The organism is Hymenobacter agri (assembly GCF_054778495.1).
On the sequence record NZ_BAAGZM010000023.1, the window covers coordinates 1 to 18,461 of the forward strand.

The 18,461-nt window shown below is 60.6% G+C and carries 15 protein-coding genes; 8 read left to right on the forward strand and 7 right to left on the reverse strand.

From position 1 onward, the window contains the following. From ACYVDE_RS02740 to ACYVDE_RS02750, 3 genes are all read right to left on the reverse strand, one after another. Nucleotides 1–3,591 (reverse strand): beta strand repeat-containing protein (locus ACYVDE_RS02740; protein WP_460499950.1); only part of this gene is annotated, 3,591 nt, incomplete at its 3' end. A 259-nt stretch (nucleotides 3,592–3,850) separates the two neighbouring features. Next, nucleotides 3,851–5,167 carry an adenosylhomocysteinase gene (gene ahcY / locus ACYVDE_RS02745; protein WP_460499951.1) on the reverse strand — a complete coding sequence of 439 codons (1,317 nt, stop codon included), beginning with the start codon at nucleotides 5,165–5,167 and terminating at the stop codon, nucleotides 3,851–3,853. A gap of 133 nt (nucleotides 5,168–5,300) precedes the next feature. Continuing rightward, on the reverse strand, nucleotides 5,301–6,053 hold the full coding sequence (locus ACYVDE_RS02750) for a DUF4397 domain-containing protein (protein WP_460499952.1): 753 nt from the start codon (nucleotides 6,051–6,053) through the stop codon (nucleotides 5,301–5,303). 205 nt (nucleotides 6,054–6,258) lie between these two features. Between ACYVDE_RS02750 and ACYVDE_RS02755 the strand changes: the two genes are divergently transcribed. The 4 genes from ACYVDE_RS02755 (at nucleotide 6,259) to metK (ending at nucleotide 10,359) form a co-directional block, all read left to right on the forward strand. Beyond that, nucleotides 6,259–6,837, forward strand: coding sequence for a hypothetical protein (locus tag ACYVDE_RS02755; RefSeq protein WP_460499953.1), 579 nt, complete (start codon nucleotides 6,259–6,261; stop codon nucleotides 6,835–6,837). Nucleotides 6,838–6,865: 28 nt separating this feature from the next. Beyond that, nucleotides 6,866–8,077 carry a THUMP-like domain-containing protein gene (locus tag ACYVDE_RS02760; RefSeq protein WP_460499954.1) on the forward strand — a complete coding sequence of 404 codons (1,212 nt, stop codon included), beginning with the start codon at nucleotides 6,866–6,868 and terminating at the stop codon, nucleotides 8,075–8,077. Between the two features lie 99 nt (nucleotides 8,078–8,176). Further along, a complete protein-coding gene (locus ACYVDE_RS02765) occupies nucleotides 8,177–8,911 on the forward strand; it encodes an SDR family NAD(P)-dependent oxidoreductase (RefSeq protein ID WP_460499955.1) in 735 nt (244 codons plus the stop codon). Between the two features lie 185 nt (nucleotides 8,912–9,096). Continuing rightward, complete coding sequence (gene metK / locus ACYVDE_RS02770) at nucleotides 9,097–10,359, forward strand: methionine adenosyltransferase (RefSeq protein ID WP_460499956.1); 1,263 nt, start codon at nucleotides 9,097–9,099, stop codon at nucleotides 10,357–10,359. Between the two features lie 121 nt (nucleotides 10,360–10,480). Here metK and hpf read toward each other — a convergent pair whose 3' ends face one another. The 4 genes from hpf to ACYVDE_RS02790 form a co-directional block, all read right to left on the reverse strand. Continuing rightward, on the reverse strand, nucleotides 10,481–10,780 hold the full coding sequence (gene hpf, locus ACYVDE_RS02775) for an HPF/RaiA family ribosome-associated protein (protein ID WP_460499957.1): 300 nt from the start codon (nucleotides 10,778–10,780) through the stop codon (nucleotides 10,481–10,483). 38 nt (nucleotides 10,781–10,818) lie between these two features. Then, nucleotides 10,819–11,697 (reverse strand): site-specific integrase, encoded by an 879-nt coding sequence (locus tag ACYVDE_RS02780; protein ID WP_460499958.1) that lies wholly within the window; start codon nucleotides 11,695–11,697, stop codon nucleotides 10,819–10,821. A gap of 170 nt (nucleotides 11,698–11,867) precedes the next feature. After that, on the reverse strand, nucleotides 11,868–12,065 hold the full coding sequence (gene rpsU / locus ACYVDE_RS02785) for a 30S ribosomal protein S21 (protein ID WP_241936782.1): 198 nt from the start codon (nucleotides 12,063–12,065) through the stop codon (nucleotides 11,868–11,870). Nucleotides 12,066–12,273: 208 nt separating this feature from the next. Further along, complete coding sequence (locus ACYVDE_RS02790; protein ID WP_460499959.1) at nucleotides 12,274–13,419, reverse strand: acyl-CoA dehydrogenase family protein; 1,146 nt, start codon at nucleotides 13,417–13,419, stop codon at nucleotides 12,274–12,276. Nucleotides 13,420–13,733: 314 nt separating this feature from the next. Here ACYVDE_RS02790 and ACYVDE_RS02795 point away from each other — a divergent pair, with 314 nt between their 5' ends. From ACYVDE_RS02795 to ACYVDE_RS02810, 4 genes are all read left to right on the forward strand, one after another. Further along, entirely contained in the window at nucleotides 13,734–14,618 is an 885-nt protein-coding gene (locus ACYVDE_RS02795) for a polysaccharide biosynthesis/export family protein (RefSeq protein ID WP_460499960.1), read from the forward strand. A gap of 84 nt (nucleotides 14,619–14,702) precedes the next feature. Continuing rightward, entirely contained in the window at nucleotides 14,703–17,210 is a 2,508-nt protein-coding gene (locus tag ACYVDE_RS02800) for a P-loop NTPase family protein (protein WP_460499961.1), read from the forward strand. Between the two features lie 14 nt (nucleotides 17,211–17,224). After that, complete coding sequence (locus tag ACYVDE_RS02805; RefSeq protein ID WP_460499962.1) at nucleotides 17,225–18,013, forward strand: tyrosine-protein phosphatase; 789 nt, start codon at nucleotides 17,225–17,227, stop codon at nucleotides 18,011–18,013. A gap of 98 nt (nucleotides 18,014–18,111) precedes the next feature. Continuing rightward, nucleotides 18,112–18,461, forward strand: a 350-nt coding sequence (locus ACYVDE_RS02810) for an NAD-dependent epimerase/dehydratase family protein (RefSeq protein WP_460499963.1), incomplete at its 3' end; no start/stop codon positions are given.

Consider the following 18,461-nt stretch of genomic DNA (forward strand, 5'->3'; position numbering starts at 1 on the left):
CTGGCTGGCGGCACAGGTCGTCACCAGGCTCACGGTGTAAGTCGTGCCGGGCATCAGGCTGGTCAGGCTCACCGGCGAAGCCGTTACCGTTTGCGTGGTGGGCGTGCCGCTCTGCGGCGTCAGGGTGAGGGCGTAGCTTGCCGCGCCGGCCGCTGGCGTGAAGCTCACGCCCGCCGTGGTAGCGCCGATGTTGCCCACGGCCAGACCGGTGGCGGCTACGCAGCTCGGCGTAACCGTCGTGAACGAGGTCGAGGCCAGCGGCGAAGTTTGGCCACCGCCGCAGTTCGTCGTCACGGTAGCCGTGTAGGCTGTGCCGGGCGTCAGGCCCGTCAGCAACACCGGCGAGCCAGTGGCCGTCTGGGTTTGGGTAGTGCCGCCGGCCGGGGTGTACGTCACCGTGAACGACGTAGCGCCCGTGGCCGGAGCCGTGAAGGTGAGCGTCGCGCCGGTCGTGCTGATGCTGCCGGCCGTCAGGTTGGTTACGGCCGTGCAGGGCGTGCCCGTGGTGAACGTAATGCTGGCCGCGGGCGAAGTCTGGCTCGCGCTGCAATTAGTCGTGATGGCCACAGTGTAGGCTGTGCCGGGCGTCAGGTTCGCCAACGTTACGGGCGAGCCGGTGGCGGTTTGCGACAGAGCCGTGCCGCCTTGGGGCGTATATGTTACGGTGTAGCCCGTCGCGCCGCTGGCGGGCGTGAAGCTCACGCTGGCGCCGGTAGTGGTGATGTTGCCCACCGCCAGGTTAGTTATCGCCGGGCAGGGCGGGAAGGGCGTGGTGAAGGTCGTGGTCACGGCGGCCGAAGCCTGGTTCGAAGCGCAGTTCGTCACCACACTCACGGTGTAGGCCGTGCCGGGCGTCAGGTTAGCCAGCGTCACCGGCGAGCCGGTGGCCGTTTGCGTGGTGGCCGTGCCGTTTTGCGGGGTCACGGTAACCGTGTAGCCGGTAGCGCCGCTGGCCCCCGTAAAGGTGAGCGTAGCACCGGTCGGCGTCAGGCTGCCAGCCGTGAGGCCCGTAATGGCCGGGCAGGGCGGGAAGGGCGTTGTGAAGGTGGTCGAAACGGCCGACGAATTCTGGTTGCCCGCGCAGTTCGTCGTCACGGTAGCCGTGTAAGCCGTGCCGGGCGTCAGGTTGGCCAGGTTCACCGGCGAGCCAGTGGCGGTTTGCGTGGTCGCCGTGCCGCCCTGGGGCGTATACGTTACCGTGTAGCCCGTCGCGCCCGACGGCGCCGTAAACGTCAGCGTGGCCGAGGTAGGGGCCAGGTTACCGGCGGCCAGGTTGGTCACGGCCGAGCAGGGCGGGAAGGGCGTGGTGAACGTGGCCGTAATCGGCGTCGATACCTGGCTGGCGGCACAGGTCGTCACCAGGCTCACGGTGTAGTTCGTACCGGGCGTCAGGTTGGTCAGCGTCACGGGCGAGGCGGTCACGGTCTGCGTCGCGGCGGTGCCACCCTGGGGCGTCACCGTCAGGGTGTAGCCTGTAGCGCCGGCTGCCGCCGTAAAGTTCACCGTGGCGCCCGTGGTCGTTACATTGCTCACGGCCAGGTTGGTGGCCACTACGCAGGGCACGGGTACTACGCTGGCTTCAAGCGCATAGCGCAGTCGCAGCGTGGTGGTATTGAGTGCGGAGAACGTTGTGCCATTGGTCTGGTAGTAAAAAGTGGCCGGCCGCAGCGGGTCTTCTTGCTGAATGCCAATACCCACCGGATTATCCAGTTCGACAATAGCTACGTAGAAGCTGGTGCCCACCGTAATGTTGGGCACCGCAATAGTCGGCGAAGCCGTCGCATTGGGCCGCGTCTGGGTGCCCGAGGTGTAGAGAATGTTGCCGGGAGTACCGCCCGTGCCCGTGGCATCGTACAGCCGCACTTGGTAGGTAGTACCTGCCGTGCCGGCATTCACGAAAGTGGGCGTAATACTCGTCACGCGGCTGGCTTGCGGCAGGGTGTATTTAGCCGCCAGCACGCCGCCGGCCACGCCGGCGCTTAGGTTACCTGCAAGCAGAGGCTGCCCCCCATCAATGTAGGCCAAGCGGCTAGCCGACACAACTTGCGTGTAGGTCTGCACGTCGTTGGCCGTGTTGGCATCGGCCGGCACGCGCACGGTCAGGGTATTGGTGCCCGCATTGGTGAGCGGGTACGCGGCAAATGTTACCGTCGTGCTGGCGCCCACGGCCAGGCTGGCCACGGTTTGCGTGTTGGTAAAGGTATTGGCTCCGGCTACCGTCAGCGTCACGTTCAGGTTGCTGAGAGCGGCTGTGCCGTTGTTCACCACCACGGCCTGCACCGTGTGGGGCGTCGCCAGCAGCTGCGGCACCTGGCCCAGCGTGTAAATGGTGGCTACTCCAGCGTCGTTGGCCGGGCTGCCGGTTACGCAGATGTTGAACGTGCCGGCATCAGTCGCCGCGCTGCCGTAGGAATACACGCGTGCGTAGTACGTCGCCCCCGGCGTCAGGCCGGTCACGCGCACGCTTTCCGTACCGGCGCCGCCAGTAGCGTCGGCGCAGCCTATCGTTACGCCGGGGCACGAGCCACTGCGCACATCAAGCACCGCATCGAAACCCGTGCCCCCGGTTACCGTCACGGTATGGATGGTGGTCGTCGCTATGAAGCGGTACCACACGTCGTCGTCCGATGCGCCCACGGCGCCCGAGCAGGTTTCCGGCCCAATCGACTGCGTGGCGCCTACCGTGGTGCCGCTCGTGGTAGTGCACGCCGTACCCGACGAAAGCAATACTGCGCCCGAGCAGTCGTCGTTAGTCACGGTGGGGGCGTTGGCGTCGAACCGATACGTGCGGCCCACGTCGGGGCGCACGCTTTGTCGGTAGTTTAGCGTGTTGTTGTTGAAGTAGTTGTCTATCTGGTAAGCTGCGTCCCAGGTTTGCGACGAGGCTTTGATGAAAAGTAGCAACTGTCCGGCATTCGCACCGCTGCCCTTAATGCCAGCACCGGAATAGCGGAAGTCATCGACGCCCGCGTTACTGGGCGTGCTGTTGCCATATACCAGTTCCACACGGTTGCTGCCTTCGTAGAGCTTCGCCTGGAAGCTGAACTGCGCGTACTGCACCGTTTTGGCCATTGCCTTATCGCGCACATTGTTCCACTGCACGGTGCACACGCGGCTGCCAGCTGTGCCGGTGGTTTGCACGTAGTAAGCCGCGCCGCCGAGTCCGGCTTCTAGGTCGCAGTTAAAAGGTGAAATGATGTTGACATCGGCCGCACTGGCGCTGGCGAATACATCCCCCCCAAAGGTGTTTTCGGGGGTGAAATACAGCGCCGGCGACGACGGGGTTGAGCTGCCCAGCTTGATAAAGCCGTTGGTATTCAGTACGAACTGCGTAAATGAGCTGCCATTGAACTGAAAGTTGAACCCAATGTTGATGGCCGCCGAGTTCGCATCGTCCGTATTAGCCGTGCTAATGACATTTCCCGTGCTCGCAATGCTGCTGAAGGTGCCGGCCACGTTGCTGGCCCCGCTCAGTGTGTAGTTCAGCGTCTGCCCGTGGGCGGTGGGGCTACCCAGCGCCAAGCCCAGCCAGCCAGCCGAAGCTAAGGCTAATCGCCGAGCCCATTTACCCGGAAGTAAAGGTTTGTGCATAAAAAATAAAAGGAAGTGGAAAGACCTTCGCGCACCATGCCGAAGTTATTATTTCCCGGAAAGTTAGGGCCGCATGTAGCCTGCTCCCTAGCACGCAAGCCATTTAATAAGAAAATAATTTATCCGATATTCATGTTGGGAAAAAAGATGATAGCCTGAACGGGGCTGCTAAAGCCATTAGTCAGTTCGTCGGATGCTATAAAAAAAAGCCCCGTCAGCCGGCTGGCTGACGGGGCTTGCGCCTGAAATCCTAATTCGCCTAGTAGCGGTACAGGTCCGACTTAAACGGGCCTTCGACCGATACCTTGATGTAGTCAGCTTGCTTCGGCGTCAGCTCGTCCAGCTCCACGCCAATCTTGGCGAGGTGCAGGCGGGCCACCTTCTCGTCGAGGTGCTTGGGCAGGGTATACACCTGGTTTTCGTACTGGTCGCCGCGCTCCCACAGCTCCAGCTGGGCCAGCGTCTGGTTCGTGAACGAGTTCGACATCACGAACGAGGGGTGACCCGTGGCGCAGCCCAGGTTCACGAGGCGGCCTTCGGCCAGAATAATCACCTCTTTGCCTTCGATGGTGTAGATGTCGACCTGCGGCTTCACGGTGTCTTTGGTGCTGCCGTAGTTGGCATTCAGCCAAGCCATGTCAATCTCGTCATCGAAGTGGCCGATGTTGCACACAATGGCCTTGTCCTTGAGGGCGCGGAAATGCTCCTCGCGGATGATGTCGCAGTTGCCGGTGGTCGTAATCACGATGTCGGCGCGCGAGATGGCATTTTCCATCTTCTTCACCTCAAAACCGTCCATAGCAGCCTGCAGGGCGCAGATGGGGTCAATTTCCGTCACGATAACGCGGGCACCAGCGCCGGCCAGCGAAGCGGCCGTGCCTTTTCCTACGTCGCCGTAGCCGGCTACCACGGCCACTTTACCGGCCATCATCACGTCGGTTGCCCGGCGAATGGCATCTACGGCCGATTCTTTGCAGCCGTACTTGTTGTCGAATTTCGACTTCGTCACCGAGTCGTTCACGTTGATAGCGGGGAAGGGCAGGGTGCCGTTCTTCACGCGCTCGTACAGGCGCAGCACGCCGGTGGTGGTTTCTTCCGAAACACCTTTGATGCCGGCGGCCAGCTCAGGGTACTGGTCGAGCACCATGTTGGTGAGGTCGCCACCGTCGTCCAGAATCATGTTGAGGGGCTGCCGGTCTTCGCCGAAGAACAGCGTCTGCTCGATGCACCAGTTGAACTCCTCCTCGTTCATGCCTTTCCAGGCATATACCGGAATGCCGGCGGCGGCAATGGCGGCCGCGGCGTGGTCCTGCGTCGAGAAGATGTTGCACGACGACCACGTTACCTCCGCGCCCAGGGCCACGAGGGTTTCGATGAGTACGGCCGTTTGGATAGTCATGTGCAGGCAGCCGGCAATGCGCGCGCCTTTAAACGGCTGGGCCGCGCCGAATTCCTCGCGCAGGCTCATCAGGCCGGGCATTTCGGCTTCGGCGAGGCGAATTTCCTTGCGGCCCCATTCGGCCAGGCTCATGTCCTTTACTTTGTAAGGAACGTAGGTTTTCGTGGTGGTTTCCAACGTAGTGCAGATTAAATGATTATATCGCGTTGCAACTACAAAGATACACAGTTTGTTCACCTGCAGCCGCAAAAAAGCCCGCATCAGCCGATGCGGGCCTGTTAAGCCGGGAAATATAGAAAATCCGCCGTTGTTAGTTGTTCTGAATGACGACGGCCTGCGGCTGTTGCCCGGCCGGTACCCCGGTACCCGTGATGCCGCGCACCACTATCGTATAAATTCGTCCTTCGGTATACTTAAACACACCCGTGCCGCTGCCCGAGCCATCGCCCACGGCTATCACCTGGGGGCGTGGCGAGCCATTGCTGGTAACGGTCAGGTTGTAGAGGCCGGCATTGAGCGCTACAAATTCGGAGGCAGTCGCAAACGCAACATCCGGTGTTAAGGGCGTGCCGGCTGATGTTGGCGTGGGCGAAGGCGCTGTGAGCTGCACCGGGCTGGTCCCGCCGGTGTTCAGGTACACCAGTCGCACCTTAGCCTGGCCCGTTGCGGGCGCGGTCAGGTCGTCGGGGGTGGTGAGCAGGGCCAGGCTGCCGATAGTGGCTGCGGGCGAGTATTCGAAAACCGAATAATTCTGGTTTTTAGCAACATTCAGGGTTTGCGTGGTGGCCACCTGGGTGCCGTTGTTGATGCGCAGGGTGGGGCTGCCGGCATTCACCGTCACGTAAGCGCTGCTTTGCCCGTAGCTAAGCTGGCTGATTTGGGTATCATTCACGAAGGCCGTGAGCGTGGTATTCGCAGCAGCTGCGGCGTGGGATGTCAGCACCCGGCCGGTATCGGCTACGGGGGTAATGGCCGGAGTATCGGTTTTGCTGCAGGCTGCCAGTGCCAGCAGCGGAGCTACTGCAATAAGAAGCGACTGGCGGGTTGAAAAGGACGTTTTCATAATGGAAAATGAAGTTGAAGAAGCGTGAATAGCTGCTAAATGTAGCTACTGGTCAACGTCAGAACGCACACTCGCGCGCATTGGTTAGAAAAGCCTGCGGTTAATCGGTGCTGCACCGCGGCCAGCCGCTGGCTACACGCGTATATTTGTACGTATGCACCAGTCTTTCTTACCGGTAGTTGCACCGGTTAGCCGATGCGCCGCATTGGCAGTAGCGCTGTTTTTAGGCCTGCTACAACCTGCGCTGGCCCAGCAGGCCACCGGCGATGTTTCCACTATTCGCCTGCTGCCCGAAGATGCCCAGCGCGGGCTGAATGGCCATCAGCAGAACTTCTATTTCCTGCCGCCCGGCGCCACGGGCGAGAACTACGTGAACGCCGGCTTCTTTGGCCAGCGGCTGCGCCCGCTGCTGGCCGGCAATGAAGAAGCCCTCGACCAGCTCGACTACTACAAGCGCCAGAAAACCCAGTTCCTGATTGACCGCATCGTAGCCGTCGGCTCGTTTGGCCTGTACGGCCAGCAAATTTTTGCCCACGGCGAGCGCCAGTATTTCAATGGCGCCACCCAGCAAATTGCGGCCGGCGTGTTCGTGGCCAGCCTGGTAGCTACCCTGTTCATCAACCGCAACACCAACAGCTACTTCCTGCGCGCGGTGGGGGCCTACAACGGTACTAACCACACTGGCCACGGCGCCGTGTGGCCCCGCCTGAAGCCCGCCGGCCTCGACGTAGGCCAGCTGCGCACCGGCCAGCCCACGCTGGGCCTGCGTTGGGCGGTGCGCTAGGCGCCGCGTTTTTCCGTATAGGTTTTCGATGGATTACCCCTTGCCCGAAGCGGCCCGGCGGTACGTTGCCGCGCACCTGCACGACGACCCCGCTCATTTGGCCCTCCAAGCCCGCCGCCACCCCGGCCTGCCCGTGCCCGAACTTGTGCGCCAGATTCAGGCTCGCCAGAAGGCCCGCACCAAGCTGCCCACCTGGGCCGACAACCCCGACCTGATTTTTCCGCCGGCCCTCTCGGTCGAGCAGGCTTCCTCTACCCGCACGGCCGAGTTTAAAGCCGGGCTGGTGAGCGGCGCCCGGCTAGCCGACCTCACCGGCGGCTTCGGGGCCGACTCGGCTGCCTTTGCCGCCCGGGTGGCTCACGTCGACTACGTGGAGCGCAACCCGGCCCTGGCCGAAGTGGTGCGCTACAATTTTGCCCAACTCGGCATCAATAACGTGGCCGTGCACGCCGCCGATGCCGTGGCTTTTCTCAAGGAAAGCCCACAGCATTACGACTGGCTCTACCTCGACCCGGCCCGGCGCGATACGGCCGCCCGCAAGATTTTTCTGTTGCGCGACTGCGAGCCCGATGTGGCTAAGCTGCTGCCCCTGCTGCTGCACAAGGCCGATAAGGTGCTGCTCAAAACCTCGCCCATGCTTGATATTGAGCAGGCGGTGCAGGGCCTGGGCCACGTGCGCCGCCTGTGGGTGGTGGCCGTTGACAACGAGGTGAAGGAGGTACTCTATGAGTTGGGCCACGAGCCCGCCATCGACCCCGAGCGCTACGCCCTGAACCTGCGCCGCGACGGCACCCAGCAGGAATTCCGCCTCAACCGCGCCCGCGAAGCCCGCGCCACGCCGCGCTACGCCGAGGCCCAGCAGTACCTCTACGAGCCCAACGCCGCCGTGCTCAAGGCGGGTGCTTTCCGCAGTATCGGCACGGCCTTCGAGCTGCTAAAACTGCACCAGCACAGCCATTTGTACACGTCGGATGTGTTGCGGGCCGACTTTCCGGGGCGTGTGTTTAAGATTCTGGCCGTTGAAAAAGCCGACGGTACCGCCCTGAAAGCCCATCTGGGCCCCGAGGCCCGCGCCCACGTCACCACCCGCAACTTCCCCGATTCGGTGGCCGACTTCCGGCGGCGCACCGGCATCCGGGAGGGGGGCGACGTTTATTTGTTTGCCACTACCGACCTGCGCGGCCGGCCCGTGGTGCTGGTGTGCGAAAAGCTGAGCCCGCCGGTGCAGGCCACGGCCTAATTCGGCGCCGCCGGCTCGCACAAATCCGGCCGCTGGTGGTTGAGCTTAGCATGTGGGCTTTGCACTGGCTGGCCTGCTCCATTTTATTATTTGTTACTGATGCGCTTCACCGATAAAATATGCGTCGTTACGGGCGGCACTTCCGGCATTGGCCGGGCCACCTGCGAGCGGCTCGCGGCCGAGGGCGGTACCGTGGTGGCCCTGGGCCGCGACCGCGCCGACGGCCTCGAAACCGTCCGGGCAATCACCAAAGCCGGCGGCAAGGCCGTCTTCATGTCCTGCGACCTGATGAAGCCCCGCGCCATCACGGCCACCATCCATAAAGTGCTGGCCAAATACCACCGCATCGATGTGCTGGTGGCCGATGCCGCCATGATGACCTTCGACCCGCTTGCCGACCTGCCCCTGCCCAAGTGGGATGAACTAATGCTGGTGAACCTGCGCTCGCTGGTGCAGCTCACGCAGCTTTGTTTGCCGCATATGCCCCAAGGCAGCGCTATTGTGGCCATCAGCTCGGTGCACGCGCATCAAACTACGGCCAACGTGGTGCCCTACGCCACCAGCAAAGGCGGCCTCGAAGCCTTTGTGCGCGGTATGAGCATCGAGCTCGACCGCAAGCAAACCCGCATCAATGCCGTGGCCCCCGGCGCCGTCGACACGCCCATGCTCTGGAGCAACCCCAACGTGAAGAGTGGCGCCGAGCAAGTCGACAAAGCCACCGTGGGCACGCCCGCCGAGCTGGCCGCCGCTATTGCCTTCATGGCTTCGGCCGAGGCCAGCTTTGTGCACGGTACCACGCTCGTGGTTGATGGCGGCCGCCTGGCGCGTCTGTAGCGCCGGCAGCGGCCGCCGTTAGGCGCAAAGCCGCTTGGCGAATCAATTGGGCGGCGAATGTGCCGAATGCCATCGTCGGCTACTGCTAATAGGCCGATTTTCCGTAGTTTTGTGCCGCGCCCGCCTGCCGGTTTCGGCCCGGCGGGCGCTTGTTTTTCCTCTCTTCCGCCCTTTTCGCGCTTTTCATGCCCTATCTGTTCACTTCCGAATCGGTTTCGGAAGGCCACCCCGATAAAGTTGCCGACCAGATTTCTGACGCCATTCTCGACGAGTACCTGCGCCAGGACCCCACCAGCAAAGTTGCTTGCGAAACCCTCGTTACTACCGATTTTGCGCTGGTAGCCGGCGAAATCAAATCGAAAGCCCACGTCGATGCCGAGCCCATTGTGCGTGAAACCATTCGCCGCATCGGCTACGACAAGCCTGAATATCTGTTCAACGCCGACACTTGCGAGGTGATGAACCGCCTGCACGAGCAGTCGCCAGACATCAATCAGGGTGTGGAGCGTGCCAAGGATGAAGACCAGGGCGCCGGCGACCAGGGCATGATGTTCGGCTACGCCAGCCACGAAACGGCCAGCTACATGCCCCTGGCCCTCGACCTCTCGCACCGCCTGTTGCAGGAGCTCGCCGCCATTCGCCGCGAAAAGACGGATATGCCCTACCTGCGCCCCGACGCTAAGAGCCAGGTCACCATTCGCTACTCCGACGACCACAAGCCCGAGGCCATCGACACCATCGTCATCAGCACGCAACACGACGACTTCGATGCCTCGGAGGAGAAAATGCTGGCCAAAATCAAAGCCGATATTCTGGCCGTCCTCATCCCGCGCGTGAAAGCCGGCTTGAGCGCCGACGTGCAGGCCCTGTTCACCGACCAGATTACCTACCACATCAACCCCACGGGCAAGTTCGTGATTGGCGGCCCGCACGGCGACTCCGGCCTCACCGGCCGTAAAATCATCGTCGATACCTACGGCGGCAAGGGTGCCCACGGCGGCGGTGCCTTCTCGGGCAAAGACTCGTCGAAAGTAGACCGCTCGGCTGCTTACGCGGCCCGGCATATCGCCAAAAATCTGGTGGCCGCCGGCGTGGCCGACCAGGCCCTGGTGCAGGTAGCCTACGCCATCGGCGTAGCCCAGCCCGTGGGCGTGTTCGTGACGACCTACGGCACCATCAAAGCCAAAAATGCCAGCGGCCATCCCATGACTGACGGCGAAGTAGCCGAGAAGGTGAACAAGCTGTTCGACCTGCGCCCCTACGCCATCGTGAAGCGTTTCGGCCTGCAGAACCCCATCTTCGCCCAAAGCGCCGCCTACGGCCACATGGGCCGCCAGCCCGGCACCGTGAACGTGGTGATGCCCGGCGGCGAAACCAAAACCTTCGAGACATTTACCTGGGAAAAGCTCGACTACGTGCCTCAGATTAAGGCTGAGTTCGGTTTGTAATTAGCAGTTAGCTTCTCGTTGATTCAGCAAAAAAAGCCCCACCTGATTTTGTCAGGCGGGGCTTTTTCATGTATTGGCTACAAAAGCTAATGGCTAATAGCTGTCAGCTAACAGCTAAAAATTAATGCGCCATCGCCTTTTCCTTGTGCTTAGTAATCTGGCGGCGCAGGTTCTCAGTGGCGGCGTCGGCGGCGGCTTCGAACGAAGCGGCGTCTTCCTGGCTGAAGAGGATGTTGCCGGGTACCAGCAGCTTTATCTCGACGGTTTTGTTCTCGATACCATCTTTGTTGTTGAGACGCATGATGACCTCGCCTTCGGTCACCTTGTCGTAAAAAGTTTCCAGCTTATTCAAACGTTGCTGCACAAAATCAAGCAGTTTTTTGTCGGCGTCGAAATGCACCGAATGCATCTGTACTTTCATAAGGTGGGTGATTTAGAGGTATAAAGAGTGAAGAAAACTCAGGCCCTCGGGTGGGCCTGTTGAAATACGGATTTCAGGCGGTCGACGGACAAGTGCGTGTACACCTGCGTGGCCGCCAGGCTGGCGTGGCCTAATAGTTCCTTGATGGAATTCAAGTCGGCCCCTTTGCCCAGCAGGTGGGTGGCAAAGGCGTGCCGCAGCGCGTGCGGGTGCTGCTGCGCCCGCGAAGTCGTAATCTGGCTCAGGTAGCGCTGCACGGTGCGGTACACAAACTTCTCGTACAGCGCGTCGCCCTTGTCGGTGCGCAGCAATGGGCCCGCGGTGGTGCCAAACTCAAGCGCCCGGCGAGCCTGGTAGTCCTCAATTACGCGCAGCAGGGTGGGATTTAGCGGCACGAGGCGCTGCTTGTTGCCCTTACCGGTTACGCGCACGGTGGCCGCCCCGAGGCTGATGTCGTGGTCCTGAATGCCAATAAGCTCCGAGAGGCGAATGCCGGTGCCGTAGAGCATTTCCAGCACGAGCTGGTCGCGCCGGCCGGCAAAGTCATCGCCGAACTCAAAGGAGTTGAGCAGGCCGTTCAAGGCCTCCTCGGGCACGAATTCGGGCAGTTTCTTGGCCATTTTTGGGGCGGTGATGCGCAGCATGGGGTTGCTGGCAATGGCGCCCGTGCGCAACAGGAACTTGTAGTAGGAGCGCAGGCAGGCCACCTTGCGGTTCACGGTGCGCGGGTCGAGGTTGTCCTGCATCAGCTCCACTACCCAGCCGCGAATCAAGGCGTGGGTGGCCTGGGCGAGGTCATCAAGCTCGTAGGCTGACTTTAGATAGGCGGCAAACTGGCCCAGGTCCGTCTGGTACGATACCAATGTGTGGGCACTGTAGCGCCGCTCAAAGCGCAGAAAATCGAGAAATGCCTGCATACCAGTCAACAAAAATGCCCGGCGGGTGGGCCGGGCATTCAAGGTAGCATTTTTTTGATTGGGAGCAACTCATCCGCAGAAAATTCCGGACGCGAAAAAACCGGCCGGCTTGCTCATGCGAGCAAAGCGGCCGGTTCTCCGTTCAGAAAACGCGGTGCGAATCCGAAAGGCTATTCGTTGTTGTCCTGGCCGTAGGTAGCCAGTTTGTACACGGCCTTCTGCTTCATCTTGCGCTGCGTGATGCTGGGCTTCTGGAAGAACGTGCGACGACGCAGCTCTTTCAGCACGCCGGTGCGCTCAAATTTCTTCTTGAAACGCTTCAGAGCGCGGTCAACCGATTCGTTGTCTTTGATTTGAACGATAATCATATCAGGGAATGAGGGAGTTTTCTGAGGAGTGCGGCCTAAACCGGGCCGCAAAGATAAATCACAGATTTAACAGATTCTAACGGATTTAACAGATTTTTTGTGGTTTCGCCGCTCACGTAGCCATCAGGCCCTTTTCAAGCCTGGCCGGAAAACCGGCAGAACCACCAAAAATCTGTTAAATCCGCGAAAATCCGTTTAATCTGCGGTCTTATTTGAGCAGGGCGCGGGCGATAACCAGCTTCTGAATTTCGCTGGTGCCTTCGCCGATGGTGCACAGCTTGGCGTCGCGGTAATACTTCTCGGCGGGGTAGTCTTTGGTGTAGCCGTAGCCGCCGAAGATTTGCACGCCCTCGTTGGCAGTACGCACGGCCACTTCCGAAGCGTAGAGCTTGGCCATGGCCGATTCCAGGTTCACGTTCTGGCCGTTGTCCTTCATGTCGGCGGCGCGGTAGGTGAGCAGGCTGGCCGCCTCTACCTCGGTCGCCATGTCGGCCAGCTTGAAACTGATGCCCTGGAAGTTGCTGATGGGCTGGTTGAACTGGTGGCGCTCCTTGCTGTACTTGGTGGCGGCCTCCAGGGCGCCCATCGCAATGCCCAGGCTGAGAGCCGCAATGCTGATGCGGCCGCCGTCGAGCACCTTCAGGCTCTGCACGAAGCCGTCGCCCACTTTACCGATGACATTCTCAACCGGCACTTTGCAGTCGGTGAAAATCAGCTCGGTGGTTTCGGAGGCGCGCATGCCCAGCTTATCTTCCTTGCGGCCGGCCTCGAAGCCCGGCGTGCCGCGCTCGATGATGAAGGCCGTCATGCCGTGCGAGTCGCCCACTTCGCCGGTGCGGGCAATAACGACGGCCACATTGCCGGATTTGCCGTGGGTGATGAAGTTTTTGGCGCCGTTGAGGATGTAGTGTTCGCCGCTCTCGTCGAGCACGGCCACGGTGCGCATGTTGCCGGCGTCGGAGCCGGTGTTGGGCTCGGTGAGGCCCCAGGCGCCAATCCATTCGCCCGAAGCCAGCTTGGGCAGGTATTTGCGCTTCTGCTCTTCCGAGGCGTGCTGCAGGATGTGGCCGGTGCACAGCGAGTTGTGGGCCGCCATGCTCAGGCCAATGCTGCCGTCAATCTTGGAGAGCTCCACGATGGCCGTCACGTATTCGCTGTAGCCAAAGCCCGAGCCGCCGTATTCCGTCGGCACAAGCACGCCCATCAGGCCGAGCTCGCCGAGCTTGTGAAATACATCGATGGGAAATTCCTGGCTCTCATCCCATTTCATCATGTTAGGCTTGATGTGCTGGGCGCCAAAGTCGCGCACCATCTGCGCAATCATGGTCTGGTTTTCGGTCGCTACGGCTTCCATTGGGTATTAAAGAACAAAAGGTGGGATTTTAGAAAAAGGCTGGCGATACCAACGCTCTTACTGCCAAGCAACAGCATTGGGGACACGAAAGTACGATTCTGGGCGTTGGAAATGGACGCTGGAAAGGTTTGGCAAGGGGTTAGCCTTGAACGGGCGCGGCAAAAGCGTTACTTTTGAGGCTTTTTGGGGGAAGTTGTGGGCATCGGCTCCGACAGAATTCCAGCTTGCTACTCGCTTTTGCATTATAATCTGGCCTGATGCCGCAATCTATTCTTCGCCGCTGCCTGCGGAACTGGGCACTCGCCCTGCCGTTCATGGTGCTCCTATTGTCCTCGTGCGCATCATCACAGTACTATCAGAAGCGAACGTTGTTTCGGCTAACCGATAGCCAGGGCCGCCAGCTTGATAGCACCAAATTGCGCATCGCCGTCAATCGCTCGGAGCGCAACTACGTTATTCAACCGAATGATTACGTAGAAGTTCGGGTAAATACCAATAAAGGGGAACGTATTCTCGACCCCAACGGCGAACTGCCGTTTGGCCAGCCCAGCGGCCCCCTTCCCAGCCGCAGTGCCACCGGCAGCCAGGGCGGCGCAACCGGCGGCACGCGCAGCACAACCCGAACTACCGGCCAGACCGGGAGCAGCGCCGGGGCCTCCGAGTTTCTGGTGTATGCCGACGGCACTGCGTTGCTGCCAATGGTGGGCCGGGTGAAACTGAGCGGGTTGTCGTTGCTGCAGGCCGATAGCATGCTGGCCCGCATGTTCGACGTGTACTACAAAGAGTCGTTCGTGACGACACGGGTTACCAACAACCGGGTAATTGTGCTGGGCGCGGCCGGCGGGCAGGTTATTTCGCTGGCCAACGACAACATGAACCTGCTGGAGGTACTGGCCCTGGCGGGCGGAATTGACGGAGGAGGAGCCGGCAGCAGTAATTTCTACCGCAATGGCGGGCGGGCGGATAACATTCGGATTATCCGGGGCGATTTGAAAAACCCCCGGGTGCAGCAGGTCGACTTATCTACGCTGAACGGCATGCGGCGCGCCAATCTGCAGGTCGAGCCCAACGACATCATTTACGTTGAGCCAATTCGCCGTCCGTTCCTGGACGCGCTGACCGATGCGGCCCCGCTGCTCAGCCTGAGTAGCCTTATCCTGACTTCAACGTTCTTTATTATTTCTCAGGTTAGAAAATAATATATCCTTGCCCTTGCGCTGGTTATCAGGAATAGCGGTTGAGAGGTCTGAGTTCTTGCCAGCAAAAACATTATTACCGTCGTTATGAACGAAAATTCGGAATTAGAAGAACTTATCCGTAATGCAACAACGGGCGCAGGAGGGGCAACTCCGGCAGTACCCGTTGCCAATGCGGCTGAGGGTGACGACGACCAGGCCGGTGGATTGGACCTTTCGACGCTGGTGCTGGTGGCCCGCCGCAGCCTTCTCTGGCTGCTGCTGCTGGTGGCGCTCGGTACCACGGCGTCGTGGCTGTACCTGCGCTATACCAAGCCGGTCTACCAGTCGGCTTCTTTGCTGAAAATCGACGAGCGGGCCCGGGCCGAAGATTTGGGCCTGACCGGCCAGATGGCGCCCGTGGCCGACAAGGCCCGGGGCAGCAAGCTGGCCGGCGAAGTGGAGCTGATTAAATCAGGCATCATCTACAAGCGGCTGAAAGACACGCTGTCGCTCGACGTAAATTACTATGTGCAGGGCACGGTGCTCGAATCGGAGCTGTACGGGGTGACGCCTTTTCAGGTACAGTATAAGATAACCGACCCCAGCCTGTATAACCGGAAGTTCAACGTGAAATTTCTGGATGGGCAGCGCTTCGCCTTAGACTACGCCGGGCCGGGGCGTAGCGGCAGCAGCGAGTATAAGCTCGGGCAGCCCATCGTGCTGCCCGGAATTCGCTTGGTGATTACGCCAACGGCGTATTTCACCGATGCCAGCCGTGAGGAAGACTACCACTTTACCATTCAGGACGAAGGCACGGTCAATTCTTATCTTGACCGTAACCTGGCAGTCGAAATCGTGAATCCGGACGCTAATACCATTCAGATTTCTTTCAAGGATTTCAATCCGGTCAAAGCGCAAAGCATCGTCAACAAGATTGACACGGTATACCGGCAGGAAAAACTGGCCCGGAAAAAAGAATCGACCGAAGCATCGCTCCGGTTTTTGGAGCAGACGCTGAATGAGACGCAAAGCAAGCTGCAGCAGGCCGAGAATAACCTGCAGCAGTTTACCGAAGTAGCCAAGACGTCCAACGTGGAAGGGGATATGTCCACCCTCGCCAACAAGCTGGAGAAGCTGGAAGAAGACCGGCCCAAGCTGGAGCAAAAATTGAACCTGCTGGCTGAGATTAGTCGGCTGGCCAACCGGCAAAGCATTACCAACTCGGAAGATGAAACGGTAGAGCAGACGCTGCCCGGGCTGGCCGGCATCGAAGACCCGCAGCTGGGGCAGGCCCTGACGGAGCTGAACAACCAGCAGTGGTACCTGATTCGCCTGCTTCGCTCGCAAACGGAGCGAACCGAGGGGGTGCAGCGGGCAATTGCCGAGCTGGCGTACACGCGCCGGAACATTAAGCGCCTGCTGGTGCAGGACCAAAAGCTGGTGCGCCGGCAGCTCGACCTGCTCAACGAGCAGCGGGCGAAGATGAACGCGCAGCTCGAGAAAATGCCCGAAATCGCGACGCAGCTTTCGCGGCTGAAGCGCCCGCTGGAGCAATACGGGAAAAACTACGAAATGCTCTTTGGGCGAAAGATTGACTTCAACATTCAGAAAGCCGGCAGCATTGCCGATTTCCAGATTTTGTCGCCGGCTTCGCTGCCGGCCGCGCCCATTTCGCCTAATCGCCTGCTGGTATATGCCGTTGGCATCATCGGCGGGCTGATTCTGGGCCTGGGGCTGATTGCCGTGCGCTACTTCATGCACAACACCGTGACGAACGTGCGCGAGCTGGAGCGCAGCACCAAAGCCTCGGTGCTGGGCATCATTCCGACCTACGACAAGGAGAAGATGGAGGTGTCGCGGCTGGTGGTGGATAAGAACCCCAAATCGGCCATTTCCGAATCCATCCGGTCAATTCGGACGAACCTGGACTTTATCAGCTCCTCCAAAAAGAAGCGGCTGATTTCGGTGACGTCGACCATCTCGGGCGAGGGCAAAACCTTCGTTACCGTAAACCTGGGCGGCATCATTGCCTTGTCGGGGCAGAAAGTCATTATTCTCGACCTGGATATGCGCAAGCCCAAGGTGAACCTGGCCTTCGGTGCCGAGAACACCCGGGGCGTGAGCACGGTGCTGATTGAGCGGCACACGGTGCAGGAGTGCATTCAGCCTACTTCAATCGAGTCGCTGCAGTTTATCTCGGCCGGGCCCACCCCGCCTAACCCGTCGGAGCTGATTTTGAGCGACCGGTTTGATAAGATGCTGGAAGAGCTGTTCAAGACCTACGACGTCATTCTGATTGATACGCCGCCGGTAGGCCTGGTAACGGATGGCATTCTGATTATGCGCAAAGCCGATATTCCGCTGTACATCGTGCGGGCCGGGTATTCGCGCAAAGCCTTCCTCAAAAACATGAACCGGCTGATGCGCAGCAACAACTTCACGCGCATGTGCACCATTCTCAACGATGCGCAGGGTGGCAGCGGCTACGGCTACGGCTACGGCTATGGCTATGGCTACGGCTACGGCTACGGAGCATACGGGCAGGGCTACTACGAGGAGCCGGCGGCAAAGGCGCTGACGTTTGGCCAGAAGCTGAAAAAGCTCTTTACCTAACGGCTGAGCGGGCAATGGCTTCGTTCTGGAAACGACTCTTTGGTGGCGAAAGCGCTGATGCGCCTGCGGTAGCGGCAGCGGGCGCGCCTGCGGCCCTGGCGCTGCTGGGGGCCGACATGCATTCGCACCTGCTACCGGGCCTCGACGATGGGGCCGAAACCGTCGCGCATTCGCTCGAGCTGCTGCGGGCTTTGCGCGACCTGGGCTACCGCAAGCTGGTGATGACCCCGCACATCATGGGCGACTTCTACCGCAATACCCCGGAGGGCATCCGGGCGGCGCTGGAGCTGCTGCGCACCGAAGCCGCCGCCGCCGGGCTGCATGATGTGGCGCTGGAGTGCGCCGCCGAATACTACCTCGACGAGTTTTTGGGCCGGAAGCTGGCCGACGGGACGGAGATGCTAACCTTTGGCGGCGAAAAGCGCTACCTGCTGTTCGAAACCTCGTACATGAACGAGCCGCTGAACTTCTACGAAATCGTGTTTGAAATGAAGGCGCAGGGTTACCGCCCGGTGCTGGCCCACCCCGAACGCTACACCTACCTCTACGGACGCTTTGCTGAAATTGAAAAGATGCGGCACGAGTATGACATTTTGCTGCAGGTAAACCTGAACTCGCTGGCGGGCTACTACTCCCCGGCAGCGAAAAGGGTGGCCGAGCAGCTGGTCGACGGCGGGCTGGTCGACTTTGTGGGAACCGATACCCACCACCTGCGGCATACCGATACGCTCCTGAAGCGTACGCTGTCTCAGCCGCACCTGGAAAAACTGCTGAAGCTGCCGCTGCTGAATAATACGCTGTAGCGGACGTTGCATGGCTACCGAGCGGCGGGCGAAGCGCTTTGCACGGGGCCCGGTGGCCGCTGCACTTATCGGAAACCGTTTATTCTAACTGTTAACCCATGGTTTTCGTCACGGGCGGTACCGGCCTCATTGGTTCTTTTCTGCTCCAGGCATTGCGGGCGCGCGGCCTGGCCGTACGAGCACTACACCGCGGGCCGGTGCCGGCCCCGGCAGTGCCGGGCGTGGAGTGGGTGGCCGGCGACCTGCTCGATACCGAGCAGCTGCGGGCCGCCCTCACCGCCGAGGTGACGCATGTATTTCATTGCGCCGGGTTGGTATCGTACGCCCCGCAGGATGAAGACCAGCTGCTGGCCGTGAACGTGCAGGGCACGGCCGCCGTGGTCGATGCCTGCTTGGAGCGGCCGGGCATCCGGCTGGTGCACGTGTCGTCGGTAGCGGCGCTGGGCGG

Coding starts and splice junctions, on each gene's coding strand:
- ACYVDE_RS02750 (WP_460499952.1), bottom strand. CDS start 6,053: ATGAAAACGTCCTTTTCAACCCGCCAGTCGCTTCTTATTGCAGTAGCT.
- ACYVDE_RS02760 (WP_460499954.1), top strand. CDS start 6,866: ATGGATTACCCCTTGCCCGAAGCGGCCCGGCGGTACGTTGCCGCGCAC.
- ACYVDE_RS02765 (WP_460499955.1), top strand. CDS start 8,177: ATGCGCTTCACCGATAAAATATGCGTCGTTACGGGCGGCACTTCCGGC.
- metK (WP_460499956.1), top strand. CDS start 9,097: ATGCCCTATCTGTTCACTTCCGAATCGGTTTCGGAAGGCCACCCCGAT.
- hpf (WP_460499957.1), bottom strand. CDS start 10,780: ATGAAAGTACAGATGCATTCGGTGCATTTCGACGCCGACAAAAAACTG.
- ACYVDE_RS02780 (WP_460499958.1), bottom strand. CDS start 11,697: ATGCAGGCATTTCTCGATTTTCTGCGCTTTGAGCGGCGCTACAGTGCC.
- rpsU (WP_241936782.1), bottom strand. CDS start 12,065: ATGATTATCGTTCAAATCAAAGACAACGAATCGGTTGACCGCGCTCTG.
- ACYVDE_RS02790 (WP_460499959.1), bottom strand. CDS start 13,419: ATGGAAGCCGTAGCGACCGAAAACCAGACCATGATTGCGCAGATGGTG.
- ACYVDE_RS02795 (WP_460499960.1), top strand. CDS start 13,734: ATGGTGCTCCTATTGTCCTCGTGCGCATCATCACAGTACTATCAGAAG.
- ACYVDE_RS02800 (WP_460499961.1), top strand. CDS start 14,703: ATGAACGAAAATTCGGAATTAGAAGAACTTATCCGTAATGCAACAACG.
- ACYVDE_RS02805 (WP_460499962.1), top strand. CDS start 17,225: ATGGCTTCGTTCTGGAAACGACTCTTTGGTGGCGAAAGCGCTGATGCG.